Origin of the sequence: Cytobacillus citreus, from assembly GCF_018343665.1 — a bacterium.
In the GTDB taxonomy this organism is placed as follows: Bacteria; Bacillota; Bacilli; order Bacillales; family Cytobacillaceae; genus Cytobacillus; species Cytobacillus citreus.
Genome location: NZ_JAGYPM010000005.1, coordinates 1 through 15,165 on the forward strand (window position 1 = coordinate 1; position 15,165 = coordinate 15,165).

11 protein-coding genes, 11 tRNA genes, 1 rRNA gene and 1 pseudogene are annotated in these 15,165 nt (G+C 39.7%); 3 read left to right on the forward strand and 21 right to left on the reverse strand.

Annotated elements, in window-relative coordinates; translation table 11 throughout:
- Positions 1–21: 21 nt before the first annotated feature.
- From KHA94_RS20320 to KHA94_RS20380, 13 genes are all read right to left on the reverse strand, one after another.
- Positions 22–1,572 (reverse strand): 16S ribosomal RNA (locus KHA94_RS20320).
- Positions 1,573–1,661: 89 nt separating this feature from the next.
- Positions 1,662–1,735, reverse strand: a tRNA-Gly gene (locus KHA94_RS20325).
- A 21-nt stretch (positions 1,736–1,756) separates the two neighbouring features.
- Positions 1,757–1,833 (reverse strand) — tRNA-Pro (locus KHA94_RS20330).
- 4 nt (positions 1,834–1,837) lie between these two features.
- Positions 1,838–1,914, reverse strand: a tRNA-Arg gene (locus KHA94_RS20335).
- A gap of 60 nt (positions 1,915–1,974) precedes the next feature.
- Positions 1,975–2,060 (reverse strand) — tRNA-Leu (locus KHA94_RS20340).
- 60 nt (positions 2,061–2,120) lie between these two features.
- Positions 2,121–2,205, reverse strand: a tRNA-Leu gene (locus KHA94_RS20345).
- Between the two features lie 69 nt (positions 2,206–2,274).
- Positions 2,275–2,350, reverse strand: a tRNA-Lys gene (locus KHA94_RS20350).
- Between the two features lie 162 nt (positions 2,351–2,512).
- Positions 2,513–2,587: transfer RNA gene (locus KHA94_RS20355), tRNA-Gln, on the reverse strand.
- A gap of 73 nt (positions 2,588–2,660) precedes the next feature.
- Positions 2,661–2,737 (reverse strand) — tRNA-Asp (locus KHA94_RS20360).
- 22 nt (positions 2,738–2,759) lie between these two features.
- A tRNA-Glu gene (locus KHA94_RS20365) sits at positions 2,760–2,831 on the reverse strand.
- A 17-nt stretch (positions 2,832–2,848) separates the two neighbouring features.
- Positions 2,849–2,939, reverse strand: a tRNA-Ser gene (locus KHA94_RS20370).
- A gap of 4 nt (positions 2,940–2,943) precedes the next feature.
- A tRNA-Asn gene (locus KHA94_RS20375) sits at positions 2,944–3,018 on the reverse strand.
- A 145-nt stretch (positions 3,019–3,163) separates the two neighbouring features.
- On the reverse strand, positions 3,164–3,640 hold the full coding sequence (locus KHA94_RS20380; protein ID WP_213103970.1) for a SprT family protein: 477 nt from the start codon (positions 3,638–3,640) through the stop codon (positions 3,164–3,166).
- Between the two features lie 391 nt (positions 3,641–4,031).
- Between KHA94_RS20380 and cmpA the strand changes: the two genes are divergently transcribed.
- On the forward strand, positions 4,032–4,145 hold the full coding sequence (cmpA, locus tag KHA94_RS20385; protein WP_146846361.1) for a cortex morphogenetic protein CmpA: 114 nt from the start codon (positions 4,032–4,034) through the stop codon (positions 4,143–4,145).
- A 175-nt stretch (positions 4,146–4,320) separates the two neighbouring features.
- Here cmpA and KHA94_RS20390 read toward each other — a convergent pair.
- The 7 genes and pseudogenes from KHA94_RS20390 to acpS all read right to left on the reverse strand — a co-directional run bounded on the left by KHA94_RS20390 (position 4,321) and on the right by acpS (position 12,012).
- A pseudogene (locus tag KHA94_RS20390) lies at positions 4,321–5,285 on the reverse strand (phosphotransferase enzyme family protein).
- A gap of 92 nt (positions 5,286–5,377) precedes the next feature.
- Positions 5,378–7,555, reverse strand: coding sequence for a Tex family protein (locus KHA94_RS20395; protein ID WP_213103971.1), 2,178 nt, complete (start codon positions 7,553–7,555; stop codon positions 5,378–5,380).
- 221 nt (positions 7,556–7,776) lie between these two features.
- On the reverse strand, positions 7,777–8,127 hold the full coding sequence (gene ndoA, locus KHA94_RS20400) for a type II toxin-antitoxin system endoribonuclease NdoA (protein WP_057775733.1): 351 nt from the start codon (positions 8,125–8,127) through the stop codon (positions 7,777–7,779).
- Between the two features lie 4 nt (positions 8,128–8,131).
- Entirely contained in the window at positions 8,132–8,413 is a 282-nt protein-coding gene (locus KHA94_RS20405; RefSeq protein ID WP_057775732.1) for a CopG family ribbon-helix-helix protein, read from the reverse strand.
- 207 nt (positions 8,414–8,620) lie between these two features.
- Entirely contained in the window at positions 8,621–9,790 is a 1,170-nt protein-coding gene (alr, locus tag KHA94_RS20410; protein ID WP_213103972.1) for an alanine racemase, read from the reverse strand.
- A 524-nt stretch (positions 9,791–10,314) separates the two neighbouring features.
- Positions 10,315–11,325, reverse strand: coding sequence for a LolA family protein (locus tag KHA94_RS20415; RefSeq protein ID WP_213103973.1), 1,011 nt, complete (start codon positions 11,323–11,325; stop codon positions 10,315–10,317).
- Between the two features lie 336 nt (positions 11,326–11,661).
- Complete coding sequence (gene acpS, locus KHA94_RS20420; protein ID WP_213103974.1) at positions 11,662–12,012, reverse strand: holo-ACP synthase; 351 nt, start codon at positions 12,010–12,012, stop codon at positions 11,662–11,664.
- Positions 12,013–12,108: 96 nt separating this feature from the next.
- Between acpS and KHA94_RS20425 the strand changes: the two genes are divergently transcribed.
- Both KHA94_RS20425 and KHA94_RS20430 read left to right on the forward strand, forming a co-directional pair.
- Complete coding sequence (locus tag KHA94_RS20425) at positions 12,109–12,711, forward strand: rhomboid family intramembrane serine protease (RefSeq protein ID WP_213103975.1); 603 nt, start codon at positions 12,109–12,111, stop codon at positions 12,709–12,711.
- Between the two features lie 300 nt (positions 12,712–13,011).
- Complete coding sequence (locus tag KHA94_RS20430) at positions 13,012–13,734, forward strand: DUF3221 domain-containing protein (protein WP_213103976.1); 723 nt, start codon at positions 13,012–13,014, stop codon at positions 13,732–13,734.
- Positions 13,735–14,029: 295 nt separating this feature from the next.
- Here the strand turns inward: KHA94_RS20430 and KHA94_RS20435 are convergent, their stop codons facing one another.
- The gene (locus KHA94_RS20435; RefSeq protein WP_213103977.1) at positions 14,030–15,001 is read right to left on the reverse strand and encodes a methyl-accepting chemotaxis protein; all 972 of its coding nucleotides are present in this window, start codon (positions 14,999–15,001) and stop codon (positions 14,030–14,032) included.
- Between the last annotated feature and the right edge of the window lie 164 nt (positions 15,002–15,165).

Below are 15,165 nucleotides of genomic sequence, written 5' to 3' on the forward strand. Positions count from 1 at the left end.
AATACTTCTATATATCCTTAGAAAGGAGGTGATCCAGCCGCACCTTCCGATACGGCTACCTTGTTACGACTTCACCCCAATCATCTGTCCCACCTTAGGCGGCTGGCTCCTTACGGTTACCCCACCGACTTCGGGTGTTACAAACTCTCGTGGTGTGACGGGCGGTGTGTACAAGGCCCGGGAACGTATTCACCGCGGCATGCTGATCCGCGATTACTAGCGATTCCGGCTTCATGCAGGCGAGTTGCAGCCTGCAATCCGAACTGAGAATGGTTTTATGGGATTCGCTTAACCTCGCGGTCTCGCAGCCCTTTGTACCATCCATTGTAGCACGTGTGTAGCCCAGGTCATAAGGGGCATGATGATTTGACGTCATCCCCACCTTCCTCCGGTTTGTCACCGGCAGTCACCTTAGAGTGCCCAACTGAATGCTGGCAACTAAGATCAAGGGTTGCGCTCGTTGCGGGACTTAACCCAACATCTCACGACACGAGCTGACGACAACCATGCACCACCTGTCACTCTGTCCCCCGAAGGGGAACGCCCTATCTCTAGGGTTGGCAGAGGATGTCAAGACCTGGTAAGGTTCTTCGCGTTGCTTCGAATTAAACCACATGCTCCACCGCTTGTGCGGGCCCCCGTCAATTCCTTTGAGTTTCAGCCTTGCGGCCGTACTCCCCAGGCGGAGTGCTTAATGCGTTAGCTGCAGCACTAAGGGGCGGAAACCCCCTAACACTTAGCACTCATCGTTTACGGCGTGGACTACCAGGGTATCTAATCCTGTTCGCTCCCCACGCTTTCGCGCCTCAGTGTCAGTTACAGACCAGAAAGTCGCCTTCGCCACTGGTGTTCCTCCACATCTCTACGCATTTCACCGCTACACGTGGAATTCCACTTTCCTCTTCTGCACTCAAGTTCCCCAGTTTCCAATGACCCTCCACGGTTGAGCCGTGGGCTTTCACATCAGACTTAAGGAACCACCTGCGCGCGCTTTACGCCCAATAATTCCGGACAACGCTTGCCACCTACGTATTACCGCGGCTGCTGGCACGTAGTTAGCCGTGGCTTTCTGGTTAGGTACCGTCAAGGTACCGCCCTATTCGAACGGTACTTGTTCTTCCCTAACAACAGAGTTTTACGATCCGAAAACCTTCATCACTCACGCGGCGTTGCTCCGTCAGACTTTCGTCCATTGCGGAAGATTCCCTACTGCTGCCTCCCGTAGGAGTCTGGGCCGTGTCTCAGTCCCAGTGTGGCCGATCACCCTCTCAGGTCGGCTACGCATCGTTGCCTTGGTGAGCCGTTACCTCACCAACTAGCTAATGCGCCGCGGGCCCATCTGTAAGTGATAGCCGAAGCCATCTTTCAGCTTTCCTACATGTGTAGAAAAGAATTATCCGGTATTAGCTCCGGTTTCCCGAAGTTATCCCAGTCTTACAGGCAGGTTGCCCACGTGTTACTCACCCGTCCGCCGCTAACTTGCGGGAGCAAGCTCCCACAAGTCCGCTCGACTTGCATGTATTAGGCACGCCGCCAGCGTTCGTCCTGAGCCAGGATCAAACTCTCCAATAAAGAGTAAGATTAGCTCTTAAAAATGTCTTATAAAAAGACTTAGAATTAACGTTGACGTTTTTGTTCGTTCAGTTTTCAAAGAACAATTTTGGAGCGGGTGATGGGAATCGAACCCACGACAACAGCTTGGAAGGCTGTAGTTTTACCACTAAACTACACCCGCTTATTATTAATATTTCTCGACTGGTCGGGAAGACAGGATTCGAACCTGCGACCCCTTGGTCCCAAACCAAGTGCTCTACCAAGCTGAGCTACTTCCCGTAAATGGCGCGCCCGAAAGGAGTCGAACCCATAACCTTCTGATCCGTAGTCAGACGCTCTATCCAATTGAGCTACGGGCGCATTTATTAAAGCGACTTACATATTATATATCGTTTCACTTTTGATGTCAACAAGTTTTTTTGGTGCGGCCGAGAGGACTTGAACCTCCACGGGGTTGCCCCCACTAGGCCCTCAACCTAGCGCGTCTGCCATTCCGCCACGACCGCTTAATAAAGTGATAAAAACAATAATAACAGAAATCGACAAACAATTCAACTGCTAACTACTGGTGCGGGTGAAGGGAGTCGAACCCCCACGCCTTGCGGCGCCAGATCCTAAGTCTGGTGCGTCTGCCAATTCCGCCACACCCGCAAAAATATAAAACTAAAAAAAATTCTTAAAAGATAAATTCAATCCGACTTATTATTGTCTGAGAAAAGATGGTGAGCCATGAAGGACTCGAACCTTCGACCCTCTGATTAAAAGTCAGATGCTCTACCGACTGAGCTAATGGCTCATAAAAAATATGATTTCCTCTATTTTGTCTGTAGTCGAAATTGTGCTCCAAATCTCTTTGTGATTTGTTGCAGATTGCTACTGCTTACTACTCGAGGATGTGTCGCTTCGGACTGTAAGCTTTCGCAATCCTCTACCGACTGAGCTAATGGCTCATACAAATTGGCTGGGCTAGCTGGATTCGAACCAACGCATGACGGAGTCAAAGTCCGTTGCCTTACCGCTTGGCTATAGCCCACTGATGAAATCTTTATGAAATACTTCTTCGAATTAGTTACTTGATTAATCTTTCAAGTACTCCCCAAAAGAAATGGCGGTCCGGACGGGACTCGAACCCGCGACCTCCTGCGTGACAGGCAGGCATTCTAACCAACTGAACTACCGGACCATTAAATTAATTTGTTTGAAAGTGACCCGTACGGGATTCGAACCCGTGTTACCGCCGTGAAAGGGCGGTGTCTTAACCGCTTGACCAACGGGCCATCGTTTGAATTAGTTCTGGCGGAGAAGGAGGGATTTGAACCCTCGCGCCGCTTACGCGACCTACACCCTTAGCAGGGGCGCCTCTTCAGCCTCTTGAGTACTTCCCCATAATGGCTCCGCAGGTAGGATTCGAACCTACGACCGTTCGGTTAACAGCCGAATGCTCTACCACTGAGCTACTGCGGAATAATTAGTATTATTCACTTAAAAAGTCGATTAAATCAAGCAATCCAGACTCATTTAATAAAGCGTTAATTTCGTCTATCATCTTATCGACTCTTACAATTATAAAAACCTAGCAATGAAAAGTCAATAATATTTTTTAAAAAAATTAATTACATACTAATTCTTCTTTTATCCTTAATTTCCCCTTGCATGTTCCGCAAACATACTTTTGAGTATTGATCTTTCTTTTTCTCTCATAAATTTGTTTACAATCATTGCAAATATAAATGATTCTCCTCTTACTTACCTTCTTTTTTTTCATTCGCTCAGGAAGCGGCGAGCAATATCTTGGAGCACCAACTTCCTTCATTAATTGTTTAAAATCTTTATCTCTATGCTTATATCCTTTTCCTTCTATATGAAGATGGTAATGGCAAAGCTCATGTTTGATAATACCGCATAATTCATCATATCCAAGTTGATCAAGGTATTTTCTATTTATCTCTATATCATGAGTGTTCAGCATGTAACGCCCTCCTGTAGAGCGAAGTCTTGAATTAAAGAAAGCCTTATGCCGAAATGGTTTCCTAAAACTATTATGAGAAATTTCCTCAACAAGCTTTTGTAATTCTAAGTCATCCATCTCATTATTCTCCCTTTAATTTAGTGTGAACATGACAACCTATTATAACATACATTATATATACCCATTCATATAAGAAAAGCGTAAGCGCCTTCGAAACAATCAAAGGTCAGATTGTTCCTGCGATGATTATTCAAAGCAGCTTTCCTTAGTGCTCACCACCGACAAGCATAAGACAGGCCGACGGGAAAGTTGTTCTTTAACTTTCTTGGCGGACTGTCTTATGACCTCGAGGTCGACAAAAACGCGACGTCTTGTCGCTTTGTCGACACTAGTACGTCCTGTACGTCGGGGGTAGGCGCTGGAGCTAGACAATTCTCAAACTCGAGAAAAGTTATACTTTCTTATTTTTTAAAAAGTACATTAGGATTTATTTCAGGGAGGTATTTAGATGCCTGTGTGGTTCCAAAATCAAATGCAACGTGCTTTTTTTGAAAAGGATCGTTCACAAATAAAATTATTAAACCAATGCTGGTTTTTTTACAGAAAAAAACACTGCTCCTAAAGCAATAAATTAATAAATCGATTCACTCAACACTCGAAATAAACGGGCTCTCCAAAAGCAAAGGTGTCAGGTGCCACGAAAAATTCTATTGATCAACAAGCAAGTGGAATTTTAGATATCGTTATTATGTGGATGCTAGACACCTTATGGGACAACCGTTTTAATCGGTTACTTTTCACAAGAAACTTAACAATAAATCAGATTCTATATGAATAGCATGGTATTTATTCTCTAAACGAATGCGATAATGGTTTAATATCCTAATCTGTTCTTCACTTAATTTTTCTTTATCCCAATACATATGCATTAAACTATACTCAAAAATCTCTTTTAATTTTAAAAATAGAGGAAGCTTCTCAAGTATTTCTTTCGGAATATGGTTTTCCTGTGAGTATCCCTCTAACAAGGATGTAGTTATTGATCGTCCATAATCTTTAATATTTCCAGCCCCCGAGAAGGAGTACTCTAATGCCGAATATAAAGGAACTGCTAAATCGTATAGATAGTAATGCTTTTCGCAATCTTGAAAATCGAGCATTGTTATTTCATTTCGCTCTGTAACAACTACATTTTCAAGCCAAACGTCACCATGTATTAAACCATACGTATGTTGAGTTTTTGGAATCAACTTAATTTCTTCTATAATCCTTTGACTAATTTGCCTTCTTCAGGTATATACTTCAAAAAATTATATTCTTCATTTTCATACCAATCATACAGAAAATGACTAGTGTTCTGCTGTTGATACTCCATTGTAATACGATGCATTTTTCCAATTTGCTTACCGATTTCTTTAAATATTGGTGCTTTCCATTTAGATCTTGGCAAATGATCCCCTGGGGCAGACTTAAATAAGACGATTAATTTCTCCTGAGGGACTACCACCCTTTCAACTAAATGGTCATTAAGTGAATGAACGATTGGAGCTACCCCTATCCCGTTTTTATACAAATGATGTGTCCAACTTACTTCATCTAATTGCTCTTCATATGTTTTATAATTGGTTATTCGGGCAAAATAGCTATTTTCCTTCCCGCTACAATAAAACATTTCATTCGTAATTTGTTCTATTTTATCTACAGTCACCGGATAAAGACGATTTATTTCTTTTAATATTATCTTCTTTGCTTCACCAACCATTTTTATTCCTCCGATTATTCAGATAATAAACAGTTAAAAAAAATCGAGCACAAAACCAATCATTTCATGCTCGATTCCATACATATATTTATTTACTTGCCAGGAGCTAACATCGTTAAGGAGACCCGTCCTTTGGTTTTATCAACTGAATCAACCCAAACTGTAACAACATCTCCTACTGAGACGATATCAAGAGGATGCTTCACAAATCGGCGGCTTAGTTTAGAGATATGAACAAGTCCATCTTGTTTAACTCCAATATCAACAAAGGCTCCAAAATCGACAACATTACGTACGGTACCCTGAAGTTCCATTCCAGCATGCAAGTCTTCTAATTGAAGGACATCCTTCTTCAAGAGAGGCTGCGGCAAATCATCACGAGGATCCCTTGCAGGTCTCACTAAAGCATCAATGATATCCTTTAATGTTAATTCACCCATTCCTAATTCTACAGCCGCTTCTGCCACATTTAATTGCGAAAGTGATTCCTTCAAAGCGGCAGATCCTAAATCACTTGTTTTAAAGCCTAGATTATTTAACAGCTTGATTATTTCTGGATAGCTTTCAGGGTGGATTCCCGTACGATCTAATGGTTCAGAACCATCTACAATTCTTAAGAATCCTATTGCCTGCTCATATGTTTTTGCTCCAAGGCGCGGTATCTTTTTAAGCTGCTTACGATTGGAAAATTTCCCTTCTTCCTCTCGCATCTTTACAACATTGTTTGCAACTGTTTTGGAGAGACCTGCTACATATTGCAGTAACGATGGCGAGGCCGTGTTTACGTTCACACCTACTTGGTTAACAGCTGTTTCTACTACAAAAGCTAATGATTCTGTTAATCTTTTTTGAGATACATCATGCTGATATTGTCCTACTCCAACAGATTTCGGATCAATCTTCACAAGCTCTGCTAACGGATCCTGCAGGCGGCGTCCTATTGAAACCGCACTTCTTTCTTCAACTTGAAGATCAGGAAATTCCTCTCTAGCTAGATCTGAAGCAGAATATACACTGGCACCTGCTTCATTCACAATAAGATAGAATACTTCCTCTTTTAACTCTTTCAAAATATCTGCAATAAATTGTTCTGTCTCGCGGGATGCCGTTCCATTTCCAATGGCAATCATCTTCACTTGAAAAGCATGGATGATATCAATAATTTGTGTTTTTGCTTCTTTCGCCTTTGAGACTGGGGGATGTGGGTAAATAACCCCTATTTTTAGAACCTTCCCTGTTTCATCAACAACTGCTAGCTTGCAGCCTGTTCGATATGCTGGATCGACCGCCAATACTACTTTCCCTTTTAATGGCGGCTGCAATAATAAATTTCGCAAGTTCTCGGAAAAGATCTTAATTGCTTGCTCTTCTGCTTTTTCGGTTAATTCATTGCGAATTTCTCTTTCAATGGATGGCTGAATTAATCGTTTGTAGCCGTCCTCATAAGCCTCTTGTACAAGTGTTGCTACCGGTGAGCTTTCCTTCTTCACCCATTTTTTATGAAGATATTTTAAAATGAAATCGATATTCGGCTTAATGCTTATGCGCAAAATTTCTTCACTTTCTCCGCGATTTAGAGCCAGTGTACGGTGTGGAACGATTTTTGAAATTGGCTCTTCATATTCGTAGTACATTTCAAAAACCTTTTTCTCATCCTTCGTTTCGTCCTTAACGGCAGATTCGATTGTTCCTGTTTTCGTCGTTTCTTGACGAATCCACTTCCTGCTATCCGCATCATCTGAAACCCATTCCGCAATGATATCCTTTGCACCCGAAATGGCGTCCTCTATGGTATTCACTTCTTTTTCTTCTGAGAGGAATTCCTTCGCCTTTTCCTCTGGGGATTCTTGCATTGGGAAGATCATCATCCACTCAGCAAATGGCTCTAAGCCTTTTTCCTTTGCAACTGTCGCTTTTGTACGGCGTTTCTGTTTATATGGACGATATAAATCCTCTATTTCCTGAAGCTTCTCAGCCCTTTGAATTTGGTTCTTTAGATCATCTGTTAATTTCCCTTGTTCATCAATTAGTCGAAGGACTTCTTCTTTACGCTGCTCAAGATTTTGTATATATTGCCAACGCTCCATAATATTACGGATTTGAACCTCGTCTAATGCACCAGTCTGTTCTTTCCGATAACGGGCAATAAAAGGAACTGTATTTCCCTCTTCAAGAAGGCCAATTGTATTTTTAACCTGCTTGAATGATAATGATTGTTCTTTTGCAATGGTTTCTAAAAATTGATTTTGTTTAGCAATAGTTGTTTCCAAGAACCCTACCTCCAGCCATTAAGTCTTGTATTATATATTACCAAATTCTTTCTAGAGTTTCATACAGCAGTATTTGTTCAAAGATAATTTGGCTTTCTCCAAATAAAAATGACAAGCACTGAGTGCTTGTCATAGGTAGATGATCGTATTTTTTTTATAAAATAATAACGCAAAAAATGCATGCAAATAATCCACTCTTCATTAAAGAGAGCGTATTCATATTAAAATTCGATGAGACCTAAGCTAATTTGTACGGCTTCATCCACTTTTTCCATCATTTCGTCATCGAGAGAAGTTATCTTATCGGTTAAGCGCTGTTTATCGATTGTTCGAATCTGCTCTAACAAGATGACTGAATCCCTTTCAAAGCCGTAGCGCTTTGCATCAATTTCAACATGAGTAGGCAGCTTAGCTTTTTGAATTTGAGCAGTGATTGCTGCAACAATTACTGTGGGACTAAACCGATTCCCGATGTCGTTTTGGATGACAAGCACTGGACGGACGCCACCTTGTTCTGAACCAACAACTGGGGATAGGTCTGCAAAATAAACGTCACCACGTTTGACAATCAAAGGATTACCCTCCGCTTACTAGACGTTCAACTGTGTGTTCCGCCTCGAATTCTGCTAGAAATGCTTCAGATGCAATCGTCAAGTTTATTTTCGCCATTTCCATATAGCCGCGTCTCATGGATTCACGAATTTGTCTTTTTTTTCGTTCGCGCAAATACATTTTGGTTGCTTGATAAATGAATTCACTCCGATTTACGTTTTCCTGCTTAACAAAGCCATCTAACTCGGTTAAAAGATGTTGCGGTAATTTAACCATTATCTCTGTTGTTGCGCTGGACTCAGACACAAACAAACACCTCCACCATCACTACACACCATTTATATCTACCATTTTTAATATTATCATCAAACCGATGCAATGCAAAGGGAATTTATCAATTCTTCAATATTATCCGCCAAAAAAATATCCTTTTATGCATAAGGTGAAATAATATTATAATGAAACGGCTTTTCTTTGTTCATATTTCAATAATTTTGGTGAATATTACCCTGATTATAGCAGGTTGTTAATGACCTTAGTCACTTCGTCATTTTTCTTATAAACCCTTGGAATTCTGCCGCCCATTATACAAGTAATTTCATAATTAATGGTTTGAAGCCTTTTCGCAATTTCATCGACAGTAATTTGTTCTTCACCCTGCTGTCCAATTAAAGTAACATCTGTTCCTACTGGTAATTGTGATGGAAGTTTTACCATACATTGGTCCATGCAAATCCTTCCTACTATTGGTGCTCGTTTTCCATTTATAAGGACCTCTTGTCCTTGAAGCTTGCGCAGCCATCCATCCGCATACCCAATTGGCAGCGTTCCAATCCATTCGTCTTCTGTTGCTTCATAGGTAGATCCGTAGCTAATCTTATCCCCTTTTTGCACCTTTTTCACATTTACGAGTTTAGTATGCAGCGTAAATGCCGTTTTTAATGGAAAAGGAAGAAGAGGCTCTATTTCTAGCGATGGGGTTAGACCATACATGGATATCCCCATTCTAACTGCATTTAAATGAGCTTCAGAAAATCTCAATGCTGCTGCACTGTTACTTGTATGAATAATATCCGGTGTTATTTTAAGCCAAGAAATCATTTCTTGAAATTGATTCAATTGCTTCTTGAAATAATGGGTATCCAGCTCATCTGCTGTTGCAAAATGTGTGTATACACCCTCCATTTTAATAAAGGAATCTTTATTGATGGTTGCCTCAAGCTCTTCAAGCTCATCTTGCTCTCGAATACCCAATCTTCCCATCCCTGTATCAAATTTTACATGTATCACTAATTGGTGATCAGCACTAACAAAATGTCTTGCATTCTTTAGCCACTCATGATCGAAAACCGTTAGCGTAATGTTATTTTCCACTGCAATTCCAGCATGCTCCGGTTTACAGGCTCCAAGTACAAGAATAGGTGCTGTAATTCCTTTTTTTCTTAAAGAAAGAGCCTCGTCCAGAATGGCCACAGCTAAATAGGAAGCACCTGCAGCAAGCGCCGTTTTCGCAATTTCAAAATCTCCGTGCCCATAAGCATTTGCTTTTACAACGGCAAAAACCTGAACATCTTCATGCAAACACTCTCTCATTTTTTCAATATTATATGAAATATGATCCAAGTTTATTTCCGCCCAAGTATCCCTATAAAATGCAGTTTGACAATCCACGATAGTCCCCATCCTTTTGACACCTTCTTCAATTTATATAATTAAGATTATCGAACTCTGTCGACAGGTTGTCAAATTCAATGTTCGGGGAATATCTAAATTTAAATTATGCAAAGCAAAATTTTAGACCTTAAGAAAAAGGCATTAGAAAAACTTGGCATTCACCAAGTCCTTTTTGGTGAATGCCTTAGTTTTGCTTATGCGATATTGTTTACAGGGAATCTTATAGAAACTTGACATCACTTTAGTACGTTAATAAACTTAAACTTTCCTATTAGCTAAAGAAAACTCGCCGATTGGCGAGCCTTGGAAAGGCGAAGACAGAGGCGTAGTTGCACTTATCGCGCTCATACATGCCACATCCTCGTAAAAGCTATCGCTTTTCCTTCGTGCGATGTGAATGCTATCGAAGCCTTCCTTGTCCTGTCCCTCGTACTTAATTCCTAAAATTAGCAACTATGTCGAATCATCTTCTGCGCTGGCAATTTATACTTTCTTAATGTGTCAAAAATGGCCCTTTTCAGAGCCCGAAAGGATTATTTCACTGTGCTTTCTTGAACAGATTGTGCAACCTCTACCAGTTCCTCTTTCGTTAGGTCTGTTGATGCAATAACATAATCGACTCCCTGATATGTCCACTTAATCGTATTATTTGAAAGAGCACCAATTGTAAAACCTAAATCAACTGGCTCCCCTTTGACAGTTGTAAAAGTGGATACTGCTGGCATCACAACCGACTTTTCCTGTATGAGAGTGAAGGATTTCTCTCCATCATATGTTAAGATAACTCGTTTTCCGTTATCTGTCGTCAGTTCTTTTTCATCGACTAAATTCGCACCAGGGAATTCAGAAGGATACTTCACAGAGAACTCTTCATTATCTACTTCTGCTAAAACAGGAACATAAAGCTGGGCTCCTGTCATATTTTTTTGCATATCAAAATCTTTTTTATCAAAAGAGGCATTAAATTTCACTTCGGAAAATTCTACTTTCACAAGGGCATTTTTATCCGTATCCATAACCTTTACACCCACTGGTGACAGGTCAGACTTCTTCAACGTGATTTCTTGTGTTGGCAGCATTTGATTATTTTGATATCTTGTTTTTGTTTCAAAAACGTAATGATTCTTCGTCTCTGTGAATTTAGCTACTTTATCCTCGACAATATCCTTTACTAAAGATTCGTATAAATAAGCTTGACTGCTGTTTTGAGGCCAATCACTTTGGAATCGAAAGCTTTTATTAAGTGCTGGTGTAAGAACAAATACTCCATCATCATTGCGGAGAATCATTTGACTTTGATCCTTCTGGGCATTTTTGAGATTGACACGATAGTAGGATGGATCTTTATGCCAAACTTCAATTTCATATACTTGTGGCTCAGTCCCCATCTCCAATGTCATTTTCGCAGTTGCTTTATAGCCCTTAATTCCTTCAATTTTTCCATTCAAATCCTTAATTACATCATCTTTGGATTTCGCCCCACAAGCAGACAATGCAATCACTGCCAATAGCCCAACTAGCAGCATGAACCATTTTCTCCTCATTCCTTCAACCCCTTTTGCCTCTATTTGCGTGTATTGTCCATCCACAGCACGAAAGTCTGTTTTCAACATGGGGTCGTATATCCGAACACTTTACCCAATCATCAGGGAATAACTAAAGTCTTTCATTCGGATAGAATATTCATGTTGAAAGCTGACTTTGATTTGCGCTAATCGTGGAGGAGAAAGAGGATTGGCCATAAAAATTTAATTAGCCAATTCCTTGTCTCTCCTATTGCACTATGAATATATGAGACAACCATAAGGAATATGCTAGGAAGAATGACAAGCTTTTTTAATTCCAATGCATGGTACTATAACGGTTAAACACTTTTTACATTACTTTTCAATAACCACTTGCGCAACGGCATATTCTTTGCTGTGAGAAATGGATAAATGAACACCTTGTGTCAATGGTTTAGAAAAATACGGCTTTCCTCTTGCATCTTTTTCAATTTCAATGTCTAAAAAAGATAAGGCTTCACCAATACCTGTTCCCATTGCTTTAGAGAAGGCTTCTTTAGCGGCGAACCTTCCCGCTAAATATTCCGTTTTTCTTTCTTTTGTTAATACTTTAAATTCTGCTTTTTCTTTAGAGGTCAAAATGCGTTCAACGAACTTCTCTTGCCTCTCATATATTTTTTTGATCCGATCAAGCTCTACAATATCAATTCCAATTCCAGATATCATCTTTCATCTTCCTTCTATTTCATATAATATGAGCATAAACAATAAGTAAAGTTATTATCGCAGATAGCGTGATAATGATAAGAAAAGAGGAACCTTATGTTTACAAGGACGGAAAGCTTTAAAGAATTTTTACGTTTTTATCCGATTGTTTCCATTATCATCACTATTCATATTGTACTTTATTTCATTTCAGTCTTGCCATTTTTCCCGAATTTATGGCTTTATGAGAATTTCGCCGGGGTTAACCTTTATATTGTAGAGGGGCAGTATTGGCGCCTAATCACACCCATTTTTATGCATAGCGACTTTCCTCATATGCTTTTTAATAGTTTTTCCCTTGTCCTTTTTGGACCTGCTTTAGAACAAATGATTGGGAAATGGAAATTCATTTTCGTTTATCTCATCTCAGGAATTGCAGCAAATGTCGCGACGCTTGTTCTAGAACCATTAACTTACATACACGTCGGTTCAAGCGGGGCCATCTTTGGTTTATTCGGTTTTTACGCTGCAGCCACGATGATTAGAAAAGATCTTATTTCAAAAGGAAATTCACAGATCATCTTAACGATTATGATCATCGGGGTGATCATGACCTTTTTACAGCCAAATATCAATGTGACTGCCCACTTATTCGGACTCCTTGCAGGCTTTCTATTAGGGTTAGCATTACTGTCTAAAAAAGGGAAACTTCTTAAGTGAAACATTTATTAACATTCCTCGTCTACTCAGATAAAGTGAAACTTCCATCAGTGAGGGGTTTCCGAAGCACAGGATGTGCTAGTGCAGACGTTACGACAGGACGTCGTGTCTTTAGTCTGCGTTCATCCAGTTGCAGCCCACAGGAAGTGGGTCACGCAGACGTTGCCACACGATGTGGCGCTTTTAGTCTGTGTTCATTTTACGTGCCTTTACGGGCAGTTGATCCCCACTTTGGTTTCTTTGATTCTCTCGCAAACTTGAAGTGAGGGTTTTACTGCCCGTTAATCTGCGATAAAAGGGGTGAATAAAATTCATATTAAAAAATATATCACTTTTTTATTCATATTTTGTTTTACCTTAGTAGGCTGTAATCAAGAGGGAGATACTGTTAAAGGAGAATTTGATAAAAAGGGCATCATTACACAAATAGACATTGAGGGAAGCCGTATTTTAGTTGATGATGCAGAAACCGGCTTAATTTGGATAACATTAAACAAGAACGAAAATATCAATAATTATAAAGAAGGGCAAGAAGTTGTCATTTGGATCGATGGTGCGATTAAAGAATCATATCCAGCTCAAGCTGATGCATTACATATTGAACTTTCTCAAAGTGGAAACGAAACTGTTCAACCATCTTTATCAAAATTCATTTTCAAAAATGATAAATTCCCACCTGATTTAACAGGTTTTGTTAAAATCAATAAAACCCGATATGAAATGGCTAGGGGAGGCTTTGAGTGGAAAAAGGGCAATCAAACTACTCAAACTGACGCAGCATCCCCTACACAGATTGCAGAAAATTTCAAAGCAATTGTTGTGGAGCCGAATAGTAAAGCGACCATTGAGATTGAACAAAACCCCAATTTAAGTGCGTATTTATGGAATTCTGATAGAGAGAATATAGCTTTGGAGGGAAAACAAATTACATTTCCAGCAAATAAGGGCCGGTATATTTATGAAGTAGTAGCAAAATGGTCTAACGGAGAAGTCTCCTTCACATTTGTTGTAGAGGTTAAATAATATTTATAGCAATATACGTAGTTAAAAAGAGCATCAAATTTGATGCTCTTTTTCTGATAAAGTGAAACTTCCATCAGTGGGGGTTTTTCTTCATCCCCCATTGATGGTTAGTTGCGGCCCACAGGAAGTGGGTCACGCAGACGTTGCCACACGATGTGGCGCTTTTAGTCTGTGTTCATTTTATGGGCATTTACGGGCAGTTAATCCCCCACTTACTCTTTTTTGCATACGCGAATCCTAGAAGTGGGGGTCTTACTGCCCGTTAATCTGCGATAATACCGTTACACTGATTTTTCTACAGCTCTTTACCCCAATTACTTAATTCCGCAATATGCTTGATTCCAACTTCTAATTTCTCATCAACAAGGCTTGCATCATGAATATGTCGAGTGATCAATTCATTCGCCTGTTCAAAAATCGATTTTGTTTCTTTTATTTCATTCATCACGTCATTAGAGAAATTTGTTTGCTCCTCAATCGTGCCAATGACGTCCTTTACCTCAGATTGAACATTATTGATGACTGTTAATATGTAATTAATTTTGCTAGTAGTATCTGTGCTTAGCTGGATTCCATCCTCGATTAATCCGGTACTTCTACTTGTTGATTGTAAAGAATCCTCGATATCTTTTTGAATATTTTGTGTGAGGATGCTAATATTATTAGTGCTTTCTGCCGTATTTTCCGCAAGTTTTCTAACTTCTTCAGCAACTACAGCAAAACCCTTACCATGTTCGCCAGCCCTTGCTGCTTCAATTGACGCATTAAGTGCTAATAAATTGGTTTGGTCAGCAATTTCTTTAATTACTTTCACAATCATCTCAATTTCTTTTGATCGTTCATTTAATTGATTCATTTTTACAGATGTTTCATTTAATTGTTCTCCGAGCTTGGCGATTAGACCTTCTACTTTACTGACAGAATCTCTGCCTTCCTCTGAAATCTTTACCATATCAATAGTCGACTCAATTAAATTTTGACCTTTTTCATGTAAGCCTAGTGATTTATCATAAGACAATTGGCTAATATCATTCACATTATCAAAGCGTTCCATAATTTTTTCGACTAATTCAGCAAGGACATCATGCTGCCCATTTACTTTTTCATGCTGTTCAATAGCGATATTTAATTCGTTATTAAAGTTATTAATAAAATCATTAAGAAATACTTCATTATGCTGAGCCTTCTCAAAAATAATTTTTAAACGGTTTTTTAATTCTAAATTTTCCTCTAGCAGCTGATTATTTTTTTTCTTTGTCGCAAACATTTCTATTCCCTCCTGTGTTCCGCTTTATCCGCTTTATCCACTTTGACCATATTTCCATAGGACGCAATAAGAGCTCTCATCAATCTATCCTTCAGAAAGCAGAAGGGTAAAATCAATCACTCGGAGTAGGCTTGCATCTTAAAGAAAGGTAGTTCATTTTCACT

Excerpts from the sequence above, each read along its gene's own strand:
- KHA94_RS20380 (WP_213103970.1), bottom strand. The coding sequence starts at position 3,640 with ATGGATGACTTAGAATTACAAAAGCTTGTTGAGGAAATTTCTCATAAT.
- cmpA (WP_146846361.1), top strand. The coding sequence starts at position 4,032 with ATGCCTGTGTGGTTCCAAAATCAAATGCAACGTGCTTTTTTTGAAAAG.
- alr (WP_213103972.1), bottom strand. The coding sequence starts at position 9,790 with ATGGGGACTATCGTGGATTGTCAAACTGCATTTTATAGGGATACTTGG.
- KHA94_RS20415 (WP_213103973.1), bottom strand. The coding sequence starts at position 11,325 with ATGAGGAGAAAATGGTTCATGCTGCTAGTTGGGCTATTGGCAGTGATT.
- acpS (WP_213103974.1), bottom strand. The coding sequence starts at position 12,012 with ATGATATCTGGAATTGGAATTGATATTGTAGAGCTTGATCGGATCAAA.
- KHA94_RS20425 (WP_213103975.1), top strand. The coding sequence starts at position 12,109 with ATGTTTACAAGGACGGAAAGCTTTAAAGAATTTTTACGTTTTTATCCG.
- KHA94_RS20435 (WP_213103977.1), bottom strand. The coding sequence starts at position 15,001 with ATGTTTGCGACAAAGAAAAAAAATAATCAGCTGCTAGAGGAAAATTTA.